Below are 18,420 nucleotides of genomic sequence, written 5' to 3'. Positions count from 1 at the left end.
TGGTATTCGGGGCAAGGATCACTGGGCTACGGTCAAACGTACCGACTGCACATTGATGGGAGTAGGTGCCGAGAGCGCCAGAAAATTGGGGCGCTTGGGATCTGCCGTGAGTGAGTCGCCGGGCAGACTGAGGCGGATTTCGTTGATGCCCGCTTTGGCCAGTTTCACCGTGGTGGTGAAGTCGTGACCCAGCGCCACTTTCAACAGGGCACCGGCTTCCGGGCTGTTGATGCGGGCCTGTACGGTAAGCTGATCCGGATTGGCCGCCTGCTTGGGCAGCACAAAGTAGAGACCGCCCTGACCGCTGAGCAGGGTACCTTCATCGCTCGGCTTCTTGGCCCAGCCTTCGCTGGAGAGGAAGCGGCTCGGCTTGGTCAGATTGAGTTCGTTACCAGGCTGATAGGTCATGCTGGAGTTGTGTTCCCAGAAGCGGGTTTTGCCTTCCAGATAATAGAGTTTGTAGGCCAGGCTCACGTTGGGGTGAGCAGCCAGATAGAGGGTGTAAAGATAAAAACCGCTTAACGCCAGAATGGCAGTCAAAAAACCGAACTTTTTGTACGTCATATCACTCTCTATGCCTGACAGAATGGGTAGGCCGATGTCGCGCATATGCTAATCCAATTGCAAAAAAAGCATAGTGGATCACAAAAAAATATTTGGTCACATATTAACCCCTTTTTACCCCTGTTCCAAACGTTGCTGTTTCCCGGTTAAACAGGTCTCGCGGGGTGCAGGTTGCCAGTGGCGCTCCGGCGGAGCAATTGGCAAATAGACGTGCTTTGCTGCGTCATTTTCTAGCGGATGCGATAGTCATCTGGCCTCTATCGCCATTTTGCAGGGGGCGATTTATGATGACTCACTTATTCGTCAAGGATGACATATGAAGTGGATCTCTTGCTGTCTGTTGCTTGGATTATGGGCGCCAATGGCATTGGCCAAGGCCCTGTGTCCCGAGCCTATTCAGGTCGGTTACGATAACTGGCCCCCCTACCATTATTACGAAGCCGACTCACCGCAAGAGGTGCGCGGTTATGCAGCCGAGGTGCTGACGGCTGTGCTCACTTCCATGCACTGCAAGGTCAACTATGTGGAGCTGCCCTGGAAGCGGGTACTGCACGAAATGGAGCATGGCGAGATAGACATGGCGATGGAGGCGAATATCAATGATGAGCGCGCCCGTTATGCCTGGTTTTCCGACTCCTACAACCCGGGGCGCACCTTGCTGTGGATCCGCAAGGGCAGCCACTACCCCGAGCAGGAGCTGGCGAGCTGGCTGGCCAGTGGTTACTCCCTCGGTGTCACCAAAGAGTACTTCTATGGCGATGAAGTGATGTCGCTGCTCGCTCGCTATGCCAAACAGGTGAGTGCAGTGAGCGACCAGCAAAATTTTGAGAAGCTGGCCCGCGGGCGGATCGACGGTTTCCTCGGTGACATGTTGGCTACCCCCAGCGCCCTTAGCAAGGAGGGGATGAGCGGTTTGTTCACCAGTCACCCCATGGTGGTATCTGAATCGCCGAGCTTCTTTATGTTGGGCAAGCGCAGCTTTTCGCCGCAGTTCTTGCAACAATTCAATCAGGCGTTGGCGCGGTTCAAGGAGACAGATGCGTATGACATTATCTGGCAGCGTTATGCCCCCGGGCGCTAGCAAAGTATTGGCCGTTCACGCATCATGAGCGGCCTGAGCATCGGGTCTGCTTGTCAGGCCCGACAGAGTGAACAAACCGTTTTGAGGTACCCATGGGGATGAAGTATTGGCTGGCCCTTGCCAATCTGGTGTGGCTGGGATGTTTGCCCGCTGGCGCGGTACATGCGACCGAAGCACAAGTCGTAGTGGCGGCCAGTGAAACCGGGCACGACTGGTATCAGGGCAGTCAGGCCGAACAGGCCCGTGTCGAGCTGGAACAGCAGCTGCAAGAGGCTGTGCTTGCTCAGCTGCATCCCGATTTTTTCACGCTGTGGAAGCGCCTGCAGGCCACCCCAGCAGACAAGCGTGGCGCCATCTATGACGACATTTTTGCCAAGCTCAGTCGTTTCCAGCACGCCTGGCGGGGGATGGATCTGGTCTCGCGCGAGCAGATGAAGACCCTCAAGCTCGATTTGAACCGCCCTGTGGTGACCCAACCCAGCGATGATGACCTGCTCACCCAGGTGAAATCCCTGCGCCCTCAGGTGGCGGAATACGAGGCGGTGCGGGCCAAAGTGCACAAACTGCTGGCAATGCCGATGGCCAGCAAGTGGCCGACTCTCGATATGCCGACCCTGCGTGCCGGAGAGAGCTCCGCCGAGCTCGGCCAAATCCGCGCCATGCTCAACGAGCTGGGCGACAGTGCTCCGAGCCATGGTGATCAGATTTACGATGGTGATACCGAGCAGGCCATCAAACAGTTCCAGCGTCGTCATGGGCTCACCGCGGACGGTATCATCGGCCGTCAGACCCGCTCCTGGCTCAATACCGGCCCGCAAGTGCGTGCCAGCTTGCTGTTGCGCAACCTGTGGCGTCGTGATCTTGTGGATCAGCTGAGCAAGCCACGCTATGTGCTGGTCAATATTCCCGACTATCGGCTCAGCGTGGTGGAGTCCGGCAACGAGGTATTCACCAGCCGGGTTATTGTCGGCAAGGAGCAGCGGGCCACCCCCATTCTGGCCAGCGAAATTCGCTCCATCGTGCTCAACCCCTCCTGGCATGTGCCGCGCTCCATCCTGAGCAAGGACATCCTGCCCAAGTTGGGGCGCGATCCCGCCTATCTGAGTCGCGAGCAGTTCGAGGTGATCGACAGCGAGGGCAACCCGGTGCAGTTCACCGAAGAGGGGTGGCATCAGGCGCTGGACGCCGGTTTCCCCTATCGCCTGCGGCAAAAGCCGGGTGATCACAATGCCCTGGGACGCTACAAGTTCTACCTGCCCAACAATGACGCTATCTATCTGCACTCCACCCCGCGCAAGGCGCTGTTCGAGCAGGGGGCACGCGCCTTCAGTTCGGGCTGCATCCGGGTGGAACATGCGGACGATCTGGCCGAGCTGTTGCTGGCAGATTCCCGCTATCAGCCGGACAAGGTGGCCAATATCCTCAAGGAGAGCCAGACCAAATGGTTGCCGCTCACCACGCCGATCCCGGTCTTTACCGTCTATTGGAGCAGCTGGATCGACGAAAATGGTCGCCAGCAACTGCGCAACGACATCTACGGATTTGATCGGGTCAGCTTCCAGAGCCGCCTGCTGTGATCCCTGCCACAGAGTGAAAAGCCCGGCCTGTGCCGGGCTTTTCTATGGGCGATTGAGGTTTGACAGCTCCCACTGCCGGAGGGTAGTTTCAAGCGCCTGTATCACATTCAATCAGTGATCTTATTCAACTATTTTTCGCTTGAATCTGCGATGGACGAACCCCTTATGCTGGAACAAGAGATAAGTCGACGTCGCCTGTTGCTGGGAGCCGGTTGCCTGCTGGGCAGCTCGCTGATCTCCTTCCCTGCACTGGCCAGCCGCAGTACCACCGGGCGTGAACTCAGTTTCTTCAATCTCAATACCGGCGAGCGGGTGCGCGCCAGCTATTGGGAAAATGGCCACTATCTGAGCGACGGGTTGGCCGAGCTCAATCACATTTTCCGCGATTACCGGCGCAACGAAGTGTTCAACATCGACAAGAAGCTGTTTGATCAGCTGTTCCTGTTGCAGCACAAGCTGGGTCGGCGCAGCGAAATCCAGCTGATCTCCGGTTATCGGGCACCGGCCACCAATCGCCAGAAGCGTCACAAGAGCCGCGGCGTGGCCAAGCACAGTTACCACACCCTGGGGCAGGCGGTGGATGTGCGGATCCCCGGCGTTCAGCTGGCCCATCTGCGCAAGGCGGCCCTCAATCTCAAGGTGGGTGGGGTCGGCTACTATCCCCGTGACAACTTCGTTCACCTCGATACCGGCCCGGTTCGCAGCTGGTAAAGGGGTTGGCAAGCTGCCAAGCTCTTCCCACCAGTGAGGAGATAGCGATGAAAAAGATAGTGATTGGCGGCCTGATCGCCCTGTCGTTGACCGGTTGCAGCAAGCTCAACCGTGAAAATTATGACCAGTTGAAGATGGGGATGAGTTACGCCGAGGCCAGCACCATTCTGGGCAAGGCGGAGCGTTGTGATGATGCCTTGGGCACCACCAGCTGCCTTTGGGGCGGGGAAGGGAAGAACATCAAGATCCGCTTTATCGCCGACAAGGCGACCTTCTTCAGCTCGGAAGGGATTAACTGAGTCGCAGAACGTCCATGAAAAAAGCGCCACTCGGGCGCTTTTTTGTTGCTCGCAATCCAACCCCCCTCGCCAGAAGCTGGCGTACTCAGTGGGTGGCGTATTGATAGTTGAAGGTGGGCAGTCCCCACTTGAAGCGAACCGCCAGCAGCCGAAGTACAAAGCCAATTCCGATAGAACCGAACGCCGCCCAGTTGGTCGGCAAGCCCTGATCCAGCGCCAGACAGTAAAGCGCTGCGGTGATCAGCGAAATGGCTGCATAGAGCTCGCGACGAAACACCAGCGGAATGCGTTGGCAGAGCAGATCCCGCAGCACCCCGCCAAAGACCCCGGTCACCACCGCCATGATGCAGGCAATACCGGCGCCGTGGCCCATATCCAGCGCTCGGGCCGCACCGAAGATGGAGAAGACCACCAGCCCCAGGGCATCGAGGGCCATGAACAGCTTGCCGAGATAGCGCATCAGGGGGGCGGAGACCACACCCGCCATCGCGGCTGCGGCAACCAGCAGCACATATTCCGGATGTTCAATCCAGAGCAGCGGATAGTGGCCGAGCAGCACATCGCGGATGGTGCCACCACCGATGGCCGTCGCCGAGGCGATGATCACCACACCAAACAGATCCATCCGTCGCCGACCCGCGGCCAGCGCGCCGGTCATCCCTTCGGCCACCAGGCCCACCAAGAAGAGTGCATGTAACATGAGATATCCCAGGGAACGAGAAAGGCCAGAATCCTACCAACTCGTGTCATATGGGACAAGCTATCGAATGCATGCATTAATTTAATTCATGCTAAATGCAAAAAAAGCACCGTTTCGGGTGCCTTTTTCTAATCAATGTTCAAGGGTTAGCGCCCCAACTGCTCCTTGCGGTAGTGATCGACCCACATGGCGGTGGCGCCACAGATGGCGACTGGCATCACAAAGAGGTTCACCACCGGAATGGCGGAGAAGAGGGTCACCAAAGCGCCAAAGCTCAGGCACTTGCCGCGGCGCTGCTTCAAGGCATCGCGCATGGTGATGAAGCCGATCTTGTGGTTGTCGAACGGATAATCCACATACTGGATCGCCATCATCCAGGCGCTGAACAGGAACCAGAGCACCGGCGCCAGGGTCTGGCCAACCACAGGGATCAGAAACAGGATCAGGCAGCCGATGGCCTTGGGCAGGTAATACTTCAGCTTGGTCCATTCGCGGCCGAAGGTGCGTGGCACATCTTTGACGATATCCAGCATGCCGCTGTCATTGGCGGGCTGGCCGGTGAGGATCTGCTCCACCTTCTCCGCCAGCAGGCCGTTGAAGGGGGCGGCTACCCAGTTGGCAACCGAGCTGAAGATAAAGGAGAAGACCACCAGGATGGTGATGAGGGCGATGGGCCACAGCAGATAGTCCAGCCAGTCGAGCCAGGCGGGGATCTGCTGATGGAGCCAGGCGAACAGGTCGTCCAGTTGCAGTAGCAGGGCATAGAAGGCCCCGGCAAACAGCACGAAGTTGACCAGCAGGGGGATCAGCACAAAAGTGCGGATGCCCGGTTGGCGAATAAGGGAAAAACCGCGCAGAAAGTAATCTGCACCGCTGATTGAATCTTTGACCATATGGGGTGATTGGCTCATGTGAGCTCCATCTATGCATGGGAGAACTGCCAGCATATTACAAACAAGCCTTTGATTTGGTAAAGTCGCCGACTATTCCTTATTTCGTGCCGTGGCGACCAAAAATCGGGCATTGAATGGGGATGATGCCTGCATATTACAAACAAAGCCGGGTCTGGATTTGGTAAAGTCACCTGCCCGCATCCTCTTTATTTAGCCACTGATACAGGTCGCCATGCGTCTGAAACTGATCAAACTCGCCGGCTTCAAGTCGTTCGTCGAGCCGACCCGCATCGAACTGTCGGCAGACATGACCGCCGTGGTGGGCCCCAATGGCTGTGGCAAATCCAACGTCATCGACGCGGTGCGCTGGGTGTTGGGGGAGAGCTCCGCCCGTCATCTGCGCGGCGAGAACATGACCGATGTCATCTTCAACGGCTCTATCAATCGCAGTGCGCACGGGCGCGCCTCGGTCGAGCTGGTGTTCGACAATCCCCACAACCGGGTGCCCGGCGAGTTCGGCCGCTTTACCGAGATCTCGGTGCGCCGCGAAGTGCTGCGCGACGGCTCCAACCACTATCAGATCAACGGCCAGAAGTGCCGCCGCAAGGATGTGACCGACCTCTTCCTCGGCACCGGTCTTGGCCCCCGCAGCTACGCCATTATCGAGCAGGGCACTGTCAGCCGACTGGTGGAGTCGCGCCCGGCCGATCTCAAGCTCTTTATGGAAGAGGCCGCCGGGGTTTCCCGCTACAAGGAGCGGCGCCGCGAGACCGAGCAGCGCATTCGCCACACTCAGGAGAACCTGGAGCGCCTCGGCGATATTCGCGGCGAGCTGGGTTCGCGCCTTGACCACCTCAAAGCCCAGGCCGAAACGGCCGAGCGCTACAAACAGCTCAAGGGTCGTTCGCGCGCCGCTCGCGCCGAGCTGATTGGCTCCGAGTTGTGGGCGCTGGAGACGCGCCTTGGCGAGGCCAAAACCGAACTGGCGCAAGCCGAGCAGGCGCTGGCGGCGCTCGATGCCAAGCGCACCGCCGATGAGGGGCGCCACGTCACCCTGTCGGTCGCCAGACAAGAGGCGCAAGCCGAGCAGGCGAGCCGTCAGCAACAGATTTTTCTCGGCGGGCAGGCCATCGCCCGTCTCGAGCAACAGCAATTGCACCAGAGTGAACTGGGGCGCGACTGGCAGGCCCGTGCAGAGGCGCTGGGCGAGCGGATCGCCACCCGCAAGGCGCAGCTTGCCAGCCAGCAGGATCAACTGACCGAAGGGGTATTGCGCGCCGAGCAGGAGAGCGCCCGGCTGGAGCAGTGTGAGCAATTGCTCACCGAGCAGCAGGAGGCCCGCCAGCACGCCAGCGAGCAGCTGGAACAGGCCCGCTTGCGCCAGCAGCTGTGGCAGCAACAGTTGGCCGGGTTGCAGGGGCAGCTCAACCAGACCCGTACCCGGTTGGGTGGTCTGCAGGAGCTGCAGGCCAAGACCCGGCTGGCCCGCCTCAAGCTGGAAGATGAACTCGCTGGCCCCCTCGGCACAGAGGCCGACGATCTGCAACCGGCCCTCGATGCCCTGAGTGGTGAGCTGGAGCTGACGCGGGCGGCCAATGGCGAGCTGACCGAGCAGCTGGCACAGGCGGTCGACGCCCATGAACAACTCAAGCAGCAGCATGGCCAGCAGTTGAGCCTGCAACGGGAGCTGGAGGCGCGGCTGGCGACCCTGGATCAGATCCTCGGCGAACAGATGGAGGGGGCGACCCTGGCGGATCGACTGCAGGTTGCCCCCGAGTGGGCACAGGCACTCGACAAGGTGCTGGGTCGCTGGCTCACCGCAACGCCGGCGGACGAGTGCGATCTGATGCAAGAGGGGCTCTGGATTGGCCCGGCGCAACCGGCGGTTGCCGGTACGCTGGCGGCGCAACTGGGCGGCGAGCACATTCCTGCCTTCCTCAATGCCATCTGGCTGGTCGAGAGCCGGGAGGCCGCATTGGCCCGCCAGCCAAGCCTTGCGGCCGGTGAGTCGGTACTGACTCCTGCTGGCGACTGGCTGGGGCCAAACTGGGCAGATCTGGGGCAGGGCGCGGCGCTTGGCACCATGGCGCTGCTGGGTGAGCGTGAGCGGTTGCATACCGAGCAGGAGAAGGTTGCCGCGGGGCTGGCACAGCTGAGCGAGCAACTTGTGGCTGCCGATGCCCGGCGTGCCCAGCTTGCCAGTGCGCAGGAGTTGTCGCAGCGAACCTTGCGCGAGCAAGAGCAGAAATGGCAACAACTGCGCGAAGCCTGGAGTCTGCAACAGGGTCAGCGGCAGGAGCGGTTGCAGCGGCTCGGTCAGCTCGGCGAAGAGCTGATCCGGCTTGATCAGGAGCAGGCCGAAGAGGCAGAGCGACTGGCCAGCGCCCGCGAACAACTGGAACTCGATGAGGCGCGCCTTGCCGAGCTGCAGGAGCAGGGGGAGCCGCTGACGCAAGGGTTGCAGCTCGCGCAGGAGCTGCTGACTCGCTGCGAGCGGGCGGTCGACGAGGCCCGTGCGCGCCGCGAACAGCAACAAGCGACCTGCCAGCGTTTGCAACTGGAGTTGGGCAATCTGCGCCAACTCATTACCTTGGGCGAAGAGGAGTTGGCGAGGCTCGGACTGGAGCTGGCCGGGTTGAAAGGGCCGGATAGCGAGGCAGTGCCGGATCTGGCGCCCCTGCTGGCCGAGCAGCGCAATCTGGAGGCGCAGCAGCTTGCCTGCCATCAACGGCTTGCGGAGCTGGAGCGCCAGCTCGGTGAGCTGGAACAGGCCAGAAGTGCCGATCACAAGCAGCTGGTGACGTTGCAAGAGAAGCTGGCGACCCTACGTCTTGAGCGCGAACGCAACCTCACCCGTCGACAGGGGCTGCACGAGCAGTTCGAAGAGCTGGGGGTTCGACTGGTCGATCTCGATCAGGCGGTGCTCATCGCCGCTGATCGCAGCAAGTTGCGGCAGGAGATCCAGACCCTGGAGGGGCAAGTGGAGGCGCTCGGCGCCATCAACCTGGCGGCGCTGGAGGAGTACGAAGAGGCGAAAACCCGGGCAACCTATCTTGAAAATCAGTGTCAGGATCTCGAGCAAGCGCTGGAAACCTTGAGCCAAGCCATTAAAAGAATTGATAAAGAGACACAAATACGGTTCCGGGACACTTTCGATAAGGTCAACGAAGATTTAAAATCCCTGTTTCCGAAAGTGTTCGGTGGGGGCAGTGCCTGGCTTGAGCTCACCTCTGATGATCTTTTGGAGGCCGGAGTGAGCATCATGGCGAGACCTCCGGGTAAGAAGAATGCTACCATTGCCCTGCTTTCCGGGGGGGAGAAGGCGTTAACCGCGCTTGCGCTGGTTTTTGCCATCTTCAGACTCAACCCAGCACCTTTTTGTCTGCTGGATGAGGTGGATGCACCGCTCGATGAAGTGAACGTCGGTCGCTTCTGTTCTCTTGTCAAAGAGATGTCGAGCACAGTACAGTTCGTTTACATCAGTCATAATAAGGTCTCCATGGAGATGGCTGAGCAGCTGGTTGGCGTCACGATGCAAGAGCCCGGGGTTTCTCGCATTGTGTCGGTCGATATCGGTGAAGCCGTCGCTTTGGCTGAGCAAAACTAGAAAGAGAAGCAGCTAATGCAGGAATTGCGTTACATCTTGGTTGCCCTGGGCGGTATTGCTATTGCGGCATTGCTCATTCACGGGTTGTGGAGCAACAAAAAGAATCGTCAGGCACCGATCAAAGAGAAACCGATTGGACGGATGGACTCCAAGTCGCGGGATCGTGATAACGACGCCTTCGACAGCGATGGCATCGGCCAGGTACGTGTGGTCAGTGGTGGCCGTCGTGCCGAGCCCAAGCTGCGCAGTGAAGAGAGCCGCCAGCCGGAACTCGGTCGTCGCCCTGCCGTCCCCGCCTTTGATGATGAAGATGACGAGGACGATCTGCCGCCGCCCGTAGTGCGCAAGCCTGCTGCCCGCCCGGTTCCGCCGCCTCCTGTCTATGAAGAGGAGGAAGTGTTCGACGAACCGCTGCCCGAGGAGCTCGACGAGGCGCCCGCCGCGCCGGTGCGCAAACCTGCTCAGGTCAATCGTCGTACCCCGGTCTACCGTTCCCGTCCCCAGCGCGAGCCCATGATGCAGTCGCTGGATGACGAGCCGCTGGTCGAGCCCGCCTATGCGACCGCCCCGACCTTTGGTGCCCGTGCAGAGACAGTCCGTACCGCCGACACCGTTCGTGCCGAACCGGTGCGTGCTCCCGAGCCGGAATATCAGCCGCAGCCCCGTCATGTGGCTCCCGAGCCTGTTTATGAAGAGCCGGCCTATGTGGCACCTGCTCCTGTGGTGGAAGAGCCGCGCATGGCCCCCCAGCCGGTCGAGAAGATCTGGCAGGATGTCTATGTCATCAACCTGATGGGCCGTCCGGGTCACGACTTGCAAGGTGCAACCCTGCTCTCATCCCTGATGGCGCTGGGCTTCAAGTTTGGCGAGATGGATATCTTCCACCGTCACGAAGATGCCAATGGCAAGGGTGAAGTGCTCTTCTCCATGATCAACATGGTCAAGCCAGGCACCTTCAATCCGTACCGGATGGAACAGTTCACCACGCCGGGTGTCTCCCTGTTCATGCAACTGCCGCTGCGCAGCAATGCCGCGTTTGCCTTCGAGGACATGCTGCAAGCTGCCGATCAGCTGGCCAGCGATCTCGATGCCATGCTGACCGATATGGATCGCAGCCCGCTGAGCGACGAGACCATTGCCCGTTACCGTCATGAGCTGGCTGCCTACGAGGCCAGTCGCGACTAATACGCCATGCGGGTCGAGTGAAGAAAAAGTGCGGTACCCAGGTACCGCATTTTTGTTTCTACCCCGGCCGTATGTTCAATCACACTTCGAGACTTTTTCATGAGCGACACCCTCTCCCGCCACCGTCAATTGTGTGAACTGCTTACCGAATATGGTCACCAGTACTATGTGCTGGATAACCCCACAGTGCCGGATGCCGAATACGACCGTCTGATGCGCGAATTGATCGCACTGGAGGCTGACCACCCCGAGCTGAAAACCCCGGCTTCGCCGAGTGTGCGGGTCGGCGGTCAGCCGCTGACCGCCTTCAAACAGGTGCGCCACGAGATCCCCATGCTGAGTCTGGACAACGTCTTTAGCAGCGAAGAGCTGCAGGCGTTCGAACAACGGATGAGCGATCGCCTCAAGCGTGACGTGCGTTTCACCTTCTGCTGCGAGCCCAAGCTCGATGGCTTGGCGGTGAGCCTGCTCTATGTAAATGGCCAGCTGGTGCAGGCGGCCACCCGGGGCGATGGCGCCACCGGTGAGGAGATCACCGAGAACGTGCGCACCATCAAGGCCATTCCGCTCGCATTGCGGGGCACTGGCTGGCCAGAGCGGCTGGAGGTGCGTGGCGAAGTCTTTATGCCCAAGGCCGGTTTCGAGGCGATGAACGCCAAGGCACTGGCCGCAGGCGAGAAGGTGTTCGTCAACCCGCGTAACGCCGCCGCCGGCAGCCTGCGTCAGCTCGATTCACGTATCACTGCCAGCCGTCCCCTGAGCTTTTACGCCTACGGCGTCGGTGTCGGCGGCGAGCAACTCGGTGGCTCTCACTTTGGTCGCCTCAATCAGCTCAAAGAGTGGGGGCTGCCGCTTAGTCCCGAGGTGAAACTCAAAGAGGGGGCTGCCGGTTGTCTGGCGTTCCACGACGACATTCTGGCCCGCCGTGGCGAGCTGCCCTATGAGATCGACGGCGTGGTCTACAAGGTGGATGCTATCGCTCTGCAAGAGGAGCTCGGCTTTGTGGCACGCGCGCCGCGTTGGGCGACCGCCCACAAGTTCCCGGCGCAGGAAGAGATGACTCTGCTTGAGAACGTCGAGTTTCAGGTTGGCCGTACCGGCGCCGTGACGCCGGTGGCCAAGCTCAAACCGGTGTTTGTCGGCGGTGTGACTGTCTCCAACGCCACCTTGCACAACGCCGACGAGATAGAGCGCCTTGGCGTCATGGTCGGTGATACCGTGATCGTGCGCCGGGCAGGGGATGTGATCCCGCAGATCGTCGCCGTGGTGGAGGCGCAGCGCCCTGTTGATGCGCGCGAAATTCTATTCCCGACCGAGTGTCCGGTCTGTGGCTCTGCGGTCGAGCGGCTGGAAGGGGAAGCGGTTGCCCGCTGCTCCGGTGGCCTGTTCTGCGAGGCGCAGCGCAAGGAGGCGATCAAGCACTTCGCCGCCCGTCGCGCCATGGATGTGGACGGCCTTGGCGACAAGATTGTCGAGCAGCTGGTGGACAAGGGGCTGGTGAAGACCCCCGCCGATCTCTTCAGCCTCAATGCCATCCAGCTGGCCGGTCTTGAGCGGATGGGGCAAAAATCGGCCCTCAATCTGGTGGCTGCTATCGATGCTGCGCGCAGTACCACCCTGCCGCGCTTCCTGTTTGCCCTGGGGATCCGTGAAGTGGGGGAGGCGACTGCGCTCAACCTTGCCAACCACTTCCTCACCCTGGATGCCCTGCGCGCGGCCTCGGTGGAGCAACTGCTCGAAGTGGCGGACGTGGGTGATGTGGTGGCCAAGCATGTCTACTACTTCCTGCGTCAGCCCCACAACGTGGAGGTGCTGGAAGCCTTGCTGGCTGCCGGCATCCACTGGCCGGCCATCGAGAAGAAAGAGGCCGCGGAGCAACCCTTTGCCGGCAAGACCTTCGTGCTGACCGGCACCCTGACCACCTTGTCGCGCAACGACGCCAAGGCGGCATTGCAGGCGCTGGGGGCCAAGGTGGCGGGCTCTGTATCTGCCAAGACCGATGTGCTGGTCGCGGGGGAAGCGGCCGGTTCCAAGCTGGCCAAGGCACAGGAGCTTGGCATTACCATCTGGAGCGAAGAGGAGTTGCAGCAGGCGCTGCAAGGCCAGAGCTGAGTTCGTCTCTCTGATAAAAAAACAACCCGGTATTTGTGCCGGGTTGTTTTTTATTCCCCCGCTATCACCATTTTTTGCGGGGGTGCAGCAAGCGCCTGAGCAATATTTCCCGAGTGCTCAGTTTGCTCAATCAGTATGGCAACACTCTACAAGGCCACCTGATGCATCAAGCCGAAGGGGGGCATCCTCTCTCGAGGCTTATTCCTGTGGCTTGAGGAAGTTGCGATAGAGCATATAGAGGTGGGCCGAGCTCCAGCTGAAGTTGCTGGCCCCCTGCATGGCGCCGGTCTCCGGATTGTAGTTTTCGCGGATGGGGCCGCTGCCCGCCAGTCCTTCGGCATTGTTGAACAGCTTGTTGACCAGTGCCTCGGCATCGCTGCGATAGCCGTAGTTTTCGAGCCCCTTCACCCCGAAGTAGAACTGATCGAGCCATACCCGGCCGCGCCAGTAGATATTGGGGTCGTAGGCCGGGTTGGTCAGCGCGGCTGTGCCCAGCGGGATCTTTGTGTTGAACTCCTGGGCGTTGAGCATCACCTCGCGCACCCGTGCCGCTTTCTCCTTGTCGGCGACTTCTGCCCAGAGCGGGCTCCACCCTTCCGGGCCACGGCCGCGGGCGGTCAGCAATTTTCCGACGCAGCCGTTGCCGTCAGCAACATCCCCCTGAGCAATCTGACGATCGTAATAGAAGCCTGATGCCTCATCGAACATGCAGCTGTTGATGTAACCAGCCAGCTGGATCGCACCATCGCGGTAGCGGCTCGCGTCGTTCGGCTTGCCAAGCAGGTCGGCCATGTCGGCCAGAATGCGTTTCTCCTTGGCGAGGAAGGCGTTGAGCTCCACCGACTCCTGATCGATGGAGAAACCGATCAAATCGCCATTGTCCTGATGGTTTTCAAAGAAGGCGACGTTCCAGTCCTGACGCGCCTTGGCCAAATCTCCGCCATAGGTCTTGTCGGCATAGCGTTGCAGCTGGCCCGGTTCGATAAAGCCGAAGCGGGCTGCGTTGTCCATGCCTGACTCCCAACCGGCGCCGTGCTGGGCACCGATATCCATGTCGCTGTACCCGCCCACGTTCAACACCTGTTGATAGAGCGGCATACCGGCGCAGGCATACCAGTCATCCCCCTCACTGGTACAGCTGGAGAGATCCAGCCCGGCGGGAATACCGTTGGAGTACTGCACCTTGAAGGTGATATTGCCGTACTCGTCATTGTGCTCCACATGCTTGGTGGCGCCATATTCGATGATGCCGTTGCGGTTGTTGTCCCGCGCGCGGTACCACCAGTCGTGGTAGGCCTGCAGCTTGGGATACATCTCGGCGATAAAGGCCTTGTCCTTGGTAGCGTTGTAGATTTCCCAGATGGCCCAGGCGGAGAGGGGCGGCTTGGTGTCGCGCTCGTTCCAGTTGCCGCCATCGCCACCGCGATCCGCCAGCTTGTTGTAGAAGACGGCGTCGATCACCATGCCCGCATCCTGTGGTCGCACCGGATCATCCGGCTGTACTTGATAGTCATACATGGCGCGCACGTTGTTCTTGGCCACCTCAGGGTTGAAGTGTGCCATGGCATAGGCGTGCTTCCAGCTGTCCCAGGCCCAGACGCCGTCGAACCAGCGGGCGGTATTGGAGGGGGTTACCCCGTCGTGGAGGATGGCGCCAGCCGGGGAGCGCCAGTTGCCATTGAGGGTCTCCATCGCCTTGACGGCGATGCGACGCTCCGACTCGGGGATACCCTGATTGGAGAGACCCTTGGCAAGGTAGTCCTCCCAGCGGCGGATGGAGTCGGCAAAATAGCTGGCCGGGTTGGCCAGCAGGGCCTGACGGCTCTGCTGATGGCGGCTGGCGTCATCTGCGGAGTGGAGATAGCTCTGCAGGGTGTAGATATCCTCGCTCCCCTTGGCGGCCAGGGTAATGCTGGCGTCACTTTGGTATCCCAGTGTCTTCTGGTCGAGGGTGGTGCGACTTGGCAGGGTGCGGTCGATGCGATAGCGGGCGCTGCCGCTCTGCATGATGTTCCAGGTGCTGCGCAGTTTGCCGAACTGGAATTCGATTCCTTTGTCGCTCTCGCTGATGGTGCGAGTCCAGCCTGGATATTTGCTGGCAATCGTATCCTTGGCATCCCATTGATTGAGCAACTCGCCCTGCCAGTTGAGGTTGAGGGTGAGCGGTGTATCGGTCTGATTGATGAGTCGGGTGCGGATAAGAGCGGTGCGGGCATCGCCATAACGCAGCTCCAGCTCCAGCGTGAAGGGCTCGAACTCGAAGCGTTGCACCAGTGCACCGGGAATGGCGTACACCTCCTGCTTGCGGGCGCTGGTGAGCGGGAACGGGCGGCCGCTCGCATCGCTCAGGGTGAGCTTGTCCAGCTCGCTGGCAAAGAAGAGGCTGTACTCCTCGGAGATGACCATGGGGCCGGTAAAGCCCCCCCACTCCTTGTCGCTGGCAGGCAGCAGGAAACCGTGCCATGCCCCCAGATCGAGCAGCGGGTTGTATTTGAGGTTGGAGTAGCTGTCAAAGTCGCGGAATTGGGTCGGTGTTCCCCGACGGTCGATAACGTCCTTGTACTGGATGGCCTGCTCCGGTTTGGCGACTGTGCTGCTATCTGTCTGGTTATCGTTGCAGGCAGTCAGTCCGAACAGGGCGGTGCCGAGGGCTACCGAGAGTAAAGTTTTACGAAACATTTCTTGCTCCAATTCCGTTTATGTAGGTTAAAAGGAAGATTTTTTACGCTTATTTTTAGTGAAAAGGTGTTCGGTAGCCATTGTATGGCAAGGGAAAAGGGAGCGTTGGCGCGAGATCACACTCTGAAGAGGCGGCAATGTGAGCGGGATCACCGGGTTACATCAGGTTACACAAGATTGGCTTTAAGTAATATTTTACTTGCCGTTGCTCGCCAATCTGGCAGGGCAGGTGTGCAGGTATTGGTGGGGCGTCAGGCCAAACTCCTGTTTGAAGCGGGCGGCAAAGCGGCTGGGGGAGTCATAACCGCAGGCGAGGGCGACCTCCAGCGGGGTCAGGCCCTGTTGCAACAGGTTGAGGGCGTGGCTCATGCGCACCTGAGCCAGCAACTGGCGAAAGCTGCGACCTTCGGCGGCCAGCTTGCGCACCATGGAGGCGCGGCTCATGGAGAAGTGGGGGGCCACCGCCTCCAGGGTGTGGTCGATGCCGGGTTCCACCGCCAGGTAGCGGGCCAGCCGCTCTGCGAGGGTCATGGTGCTGGCGGGAAAGAGCAACCCGAGGGCGTTGGCGGCCCGCAGCTCGGCATAGAAGCCGCGCAGCAGTTCGGCCTGGGTCGCCTCGCTCAGTCCCCGTTCGGCCATGGTGCTGATGAGCTCAAAGCAGAAGGCGAGCCCGGGGGTGACCTTGACGGCAGGTTCCTCCAGATCGGCGTGGGAAGGGGCTGACTCGGCCAGCCATTCTGGTGGCGGCGGGGTGAGCAGCGTGATGGCGTGGGAGCGAAACTTGCCCTGCTCCGGCTGATTGACGAAGGTGAGCTGGTGGCCTGCCGGGATCAGCAGCCACCGCTCCCTGTCAAACGACAGACGTCGCTCGCGCCACCACAGTTGCTTGCTCCCCTGGGTGACCCAGATGAGGGTCGGGGCGTAGATGAGCACCCGGTGCAGGGGCTGCTGGCGGATCCCGAGATAGTGGCTCTGTTGCAGCAGGGGAGTGCTCATCCGGTTGGCTCCTAGGGGGTGACGAAGGTGGCGGTCAGGGTGGCCTTGCCGAGCGCCATGCTGTTGAGCATGTAGCCTACCATAGCCGGCGGGGTATCAGCCTTTACCTCGAGATCATGGGGCAGGGCCCAGGCGGTGAACTGATAGCGGTGCATGCCGTGACCTGCGGGCGGGCAGGGGCCGCCGTAACCCTGGCTGCCAAAGTCGGTGCGGATCTCCAATCCCTGCTTGAGCTTGCCGGAGGCATTGCTGGCCAGCTCGCTCTGGGTGGCAGGCAGGTTCACCACCAGCCAGTGCCACCAACCGCTGCCGGTAGGGGCATCGGGGTCATAGGCAGTGATAGCAACGCTTTTGGTGCCAGCCGGCAGATCCTGCCAGCTCAGCTGGGGCGAGTGGTTGTCGCCGCTGCAGCCAAAGCCGTTGAAGCTGAACTGTTTGTCCATCAACTGGCCTTCGTGAATATCCGTGCTCTTCAGGGTCATGGCAAAGGCTGGCATGGCCGTCAGGCAGAGCAGTGGCAACAGGGCACTCTGTTTGAGCAATTTCATCGGGTGACTCCTCGTGTGGTAACGGGTTCACTTTAGCGAGAGCAGGGTAGAATGTTATTGCAGAACGGCTCAATGTTAGCTCGGTTGGTGAGTTAATTGAGCCTTTTGGTGGTTTTATGGCAAGAAGGTAAACGGCAGCCATAAAAAAACCGGCATCAGGGATGCCGGTTTTTTGTTTGACGATGAGAGGTGCGGCTTAGCGCAGGATCATCTCGTCACGGCCCGGGCCGACGGAAACCATCGGAACCGGTACGCCGAGCAGCTCTTCGATACGCAGCACGTACTGCTGGGCCGCTTTGGGCAGCTCTTCGAAGGTGCGGCAGCCGGTGATGTCTTCGCTCCAGCTTTCCATCTGCTCGTAAACTGGCTTCAGGGCTGCGGTTTGCGGCCAAATCGGGTTCTCGGTGTGGGCACCTTCGTAAGCCACGCAGATCTTCAGATCCGGCAGACCGGTCAGGCAGTCCAGCTTGGTCAGTGCCACTTCGGTGGCGGCTTGCAGCTCGACACCGTTCTTGGTGGCGACGGCGTCGAAGTAACCGACATCACGGGGACGGCCGGTGGTGGCACCGAACTCGTTGGTGATCTTGCGGAACTCGTCCTGGTTCTCCATGGCGGTCAGCAGGGTGCCGGTACCGACAGAGGAGCTGAATGCCTTGGCCACAGCGATGACGCGCTCCGGGCGCAGACCCGGCAGACCGCCACCGATACCGGCGTAGGCGCCAGATACGTGGGAGGAGGTCACCCAAGGGTATTCGCCGTAGATCAGGTCACGGCCAGCGCCCAACTGCGCTTCGAACAGCAGGGTCTTGCCTTCGGCCTGCAGCGCTTTGAGCGGCATGCTGACGTTGCAGACGGCGTCGATCCAGGGTGCAGAGACTTCCAGCAGCCAGTCAGCCATCTCCTGGGCAGTCTGGGTGAATTCGAAGGAGGGGTAGATAGCCTTCATCTGCGGCAGTTTCCAGTCCAGCATGAACTGGATGCGCTCGACCAGTACGTCCGGCTGTTTCAGCCAGCCGACCAGGATCGCTTTTTTCATCACGCGATCGCCGTAGGCAGGAGCGATGCCCTGACGGGTGGAGCCATAGGCGCCGTCACCCAGACGTTGCTCTTCCAGGGTATCTTCCAGTGCGTGCAGCGGCAGGCAGAGGGTAGCGCGGTCAGAGATGGCCAGCTTCGGAGTCACGCCGGAGGCTTTGACTTCGTCGAGCTCGACGGTCAGTTTCTCGGGGCTGATCACCATGCCCGGGCCGAGGACAACCAGGCAATCCGGGTTGAATACGCCACTCGGAACCTGGTGCAGCTTGAAGGTGCCAAGGTCGTTGACCACGGTGTGGCCAGCGTTGTTGCCGCCCTGGAAGCGAATGCTGGCGCCAGCTTGACCTGCCAGATAATCCACGATGCGGCCTTTGCCTTCATCACCCCAGTTAGCACCTACGACTACGATAGACGACATGACTCTTTCTCCTAA

General features: G+C 60.3%; 14 protein-coding genes. 7 read left to right on the top strand and 7 right to left on the bottom strand.

Annotated features, from left to right (window positions below):
• Positions 1 to 18: 18 nt before the first annotated feature.
• Positions 19 to 564: a hypothetical protein gene (locus G5287_RS00135; RefSeq protein WP_041202288.1), complete on the bottom strand. Its 546-nt coding sequence runs from the start codon at positions 562 to 564 to the stop codon at positions 19 to 21.
• A 316-nt stretch (positions 565 to 880) separates the two neighbouring features.
• Here G5287_RS00135 and G5287_RS00130 point away from each other — a divergent pair, with 316 nt between their 5' ends.
• From G5287_RS00130 to G5287_RS00115, 4 genes are all read left to right on the top strand, one after another.
• Positions 881 to 1,645 carry a substrate-binding periplasmic protein gene (locus tag G5287_RS00130; protein ID WP_040066665.1) on the top strand — a complete coding sequence of 255 codons (765 nt, stop codon included), beginning with the start codon at positions 881 to 883 and terminating at the stop codon, positions 1,643 to 1,645.
• Positions 1,646 to 1,737: 92 nt separating this feature from the next.
• The gene (locus tag G5287_RS00125; RefSeq protein WP_421230598.1) at positions 1,738 to 3,222 is read left to right on the top strand and encodes a L,D-transpeptidase family protein; all 1,485 of its coding nucleotides are present in this window, start codon (positions 1,738 to 1,740) and stop codon (positions 3,220 to 3,222) included.
• A gap of 165 nt (positions 3,223 to 3,387) precedes the next feature.
• Positions 3,388 to 3,933, top strand: a complete 546-nt coding sequence (locus G5287_RS00120; protein WP_033136140.1) for a DUF882 domain-containing protein — start codon at positions 3,388 to 3,390, stop codon at positions 3,931 to 3,933.
• Between the two features lie 47 nt (positions 3,934 to 3,980).
• Positions 3,981 to 4,232 carry a DUF3862 domain-containing protein gene (locus G5287_RS00115; RefSeq protein ID WP_219594582.1) on the top strand — a complete coding sequence of 84 codons (252 nt, stop codon included), beginning with the start codon at positions 3,981 to 3,983 and terminating at the stop codon, positions 4,230 to 4,232.
• Positions 4,233 to 4,317: 85 nt separating this feature from the next.
• On the opposite strand, the gene G5287_RS00110 is transcribed toward G5287_RS00115, so the two are convergent.
• Positions 4,318 to 4,932: a trimeric intracellular cation channel family protein gene (locus G5287_RS00110; protein ID WP_005338456.1), complete on the bottom strand. Its 615-nt coding sequence runs from the start codon at positions 4,930 to 4,932 to the stop codon at positions 4,318 to 4,320.
• Positions 4,933 to 5,078: 146 nt separating this feature from the next.
• On the bottom strand, positions 5,079 to 5,843 hold the full coding sequence (gene cysZ, locus G5287_RS00105) for a sulfate transporter CysZ (RefSeq protein WP_421230597.1): 765 nt from the start codon (positions 5,841 to 5,843) through the stop codon (positions 5,079 to 5,081).
• A 214-nt stretch (positions 5,844 to 6,057) separates the two neighbouring features.
• Here cysZ and G5287_RS00100 point away from each other — a divergent pair, with 214 nt between their 5' ends.
• The 3 genes from G5287_RS00100 (at position 6,058) to ligA (ending at position 12,729) form a co-directional block, all read left to right on the top strand.
• Entirely contained in the window at positions 6,058 to 9,432 is a 3,375-nt protein-coding gene (locus tag G5287_RS00100) for an AAA family ATPase (RefSeq protein ID WP_263084402.1), read from the top strand.
• A gap of 15 nt (positions 9,433 to 9,447) precedes the next feature.
• On the top strand, positions 9,448 to 10,617 hold the full coding sequence (gene zipA / locus G5287_RS00095; RefSeq protein ID WP_206874796.1) for a cell division protein ZipA: 1,170 nt from the start codon (positions 9,448 to 9,450) through the stop codon (positions 10,615 to 10,617).
• Between the two features lie 99 nt (positions 10,618 to 10,716).
• The gene (gene ligA, locus G5287_RS00090; protein ID WP_421230596.1) at positions 10,717 to 12,729 is read left to right on the top strand and encodes an NAD-dependent DNA ligase LigA; all 2,013 of its coding nucleotides are present in this window, start codon (positions 10,717 to 10,719) and stop codon (positions 12,727 to 12,729) included.
• Between the two features lie 198 nt (positions 12,730 to 12,927).
• Here ligA and ygjK read toward each other — a convergent pair whose 3' ends face one another.
• The 4 genes from ygjK to G5287_RS00070 all read right to left on the bottom strand — a co-directional run bounded on the left by ygjK (position 12,928) and on the right by G5287_RS00070 (position 18,405).
• Entirely contained in the window at positions 12,928 to 15,408 is a 2,481-nt protein-coding gene (gene ygjK, locus G5287_RS00085) for an alpha-glucosidase (protein ID WP_421230595.1), read from the bottom strand.
• 195 nt (positions 15,409 to 15,603) lie between these two features.
• A complete protein-coding gene (locus tag G5287_RS00080) occupies positions 15,604 to 16,404 on the bottom strand; it encodes a helix-turn-helix transcriptional regulator (protein ID WP_042082583.1) in 801 nt (266 codons plus the stop codon).
• A gap of 11 nt (positions 16,405 to 16,415) precedes the next feature.
• Positions 16,416 to 16,952, bottom strand: a complete 537-nt coding sequence (locus G5287_RS00075; RefSeq protein ID WP_005353872.1) for a YbhB/YbcL family Raf kinase inhibitor-like protein — start codon at positions 16,950 to 16,952, stop codon at positions 16,416 to 16,418.
• 196 nt (positions 16,953 to 17,148) lie between these two features.
• Entirely contained in the window at positions 17,149 to 18,405 is a 1,257-nt protein-coding gene (locus tag G5287_RS00070; RefSeq protein WP_005334922.1) for an adenylosuccinate synthetase, read from the bottom strand.
• Positions 18,406 to 18,420: the final 15 nt, after the last annotated feature.

This window comes from Aeromonas sp. 603079 (genome assembly GCF_049172135.1).
Lineage (GTDB): Bacteria > Pseudomonadota > Gammaproteobacteria > Enterobacterales > Aeromonadaceae > Aeromonas > Aeromonas veronii.
The sequence above is the reverse complement of the archived record's forward strand: the minus strand, read 5'-3'. Positions and strand labels throughout refer to the sequence as shown.

What these genes read in the sequence shown, in the direction of transcription:
- G5287_RS00135 (WP_041202288.1), bottom strand. Translation starts at nt 564, where the DNA reads ATGACGTACAAAAAGTTCGGTTTTTTGACTGCCATTCTGGCGTTAAGC.
- G5287_RS00130 (WP_040066665.1), top strand. Translation starts at nt 881, where the DNA reads ATGAAGTGGATCTCTTGCTGTCTGTTGCTTGGATTATGGGCGCCAATG.
- G5287_RS00125 (WP_421230598.1), top strand. Translation starts at nt 1,738, where the DNA reads ATGGGGATGAAGTATTGGCTGGCCCTTGCCAATCTGGTGTGGCTGGGA.
- G5287_RS00120 (WP_033136140.1), top strand. Translation starts at nt 3,388, where the DNA reads ATGCTGGAACAAGAGATAAGTCGACGTCGCCTGTTGCTGGGAGCCGGT.
- G5287_RS00115 (WP_219594582.1), top strand. Translation starts at nt 3,981, where the DNA reads ATGAAAAAGATAGTGATTGGCGGCCTGATCGCCCTGTCGTTGACCGGT.
- G5287_RS00110 (WP_005338456.1), bottom strand. Translation starts at nt 4,932, where the DNA reads ATGTTACATGCACTCTTCTTGGTGGGCCTGGTGGCCGAAGGGATGACC.
- cysZ (WP_421230597.1), bottom strand. Translation starts at nt 5,843, where the DNA reads ATGAGCCAATCACCCCATATGGTCAAAGATTCAATCAGCGGTGCAGAT.
- G5287_RS00100 (WP_263084402.1), top strand. Translation starts at nt 6,058, where the DNA reads ATGCGTCTGAAACTGATCAAACTCGCCGGCTTCAAGTCGTTCGTCGAG.
- zipA (WP_206874796.1), top strand. Translation starts at nt 9,448, where the DNA reads ATGCAGGAATTGCGTTACATCTTGGTTGCCCTGGGCGGTATTGCTATT.
- ligA (WP_421230596.1), top strand. Translation starts at nt 10,717, where the DNA reads ATGAGCGACACCCTCTCCCGCCACCGTCAATTGTGTGAACTGCTTACC.
- ygjK (WP_421230595.1), bottom strand. Translation starts at nt 15,408, where the DNA reads ATGTTTCGTAAAACTTTACTCTCGGTAGCCCTCGGCACCGCCCTGTTC.
- G5287_RS00080 (WP_042082583.1), bottom strand. Translation starts at nt 16,404, where the DNA reads ATGAGCACTCCCCTGCTGCAACAGAGCCACTATCTCGGGATCCGCCAG.
- G5287_RS00075 (WP_005353872.1), bottom strand. Translation starts at nt 16,952, where the DNA reads ATGAAATTGCTCAAACAGAGTGCCCTGTTGCCACTGCTCTGCCTGACG.
- G5287_RS00070 (WP_005334922.1), bottom strand. Translation starts at nt 18,405, where the DNA reads ATGTCGTCTATCGTAGTCGTAGGTGCTAACTGGGGTGATGAAGGCAAA.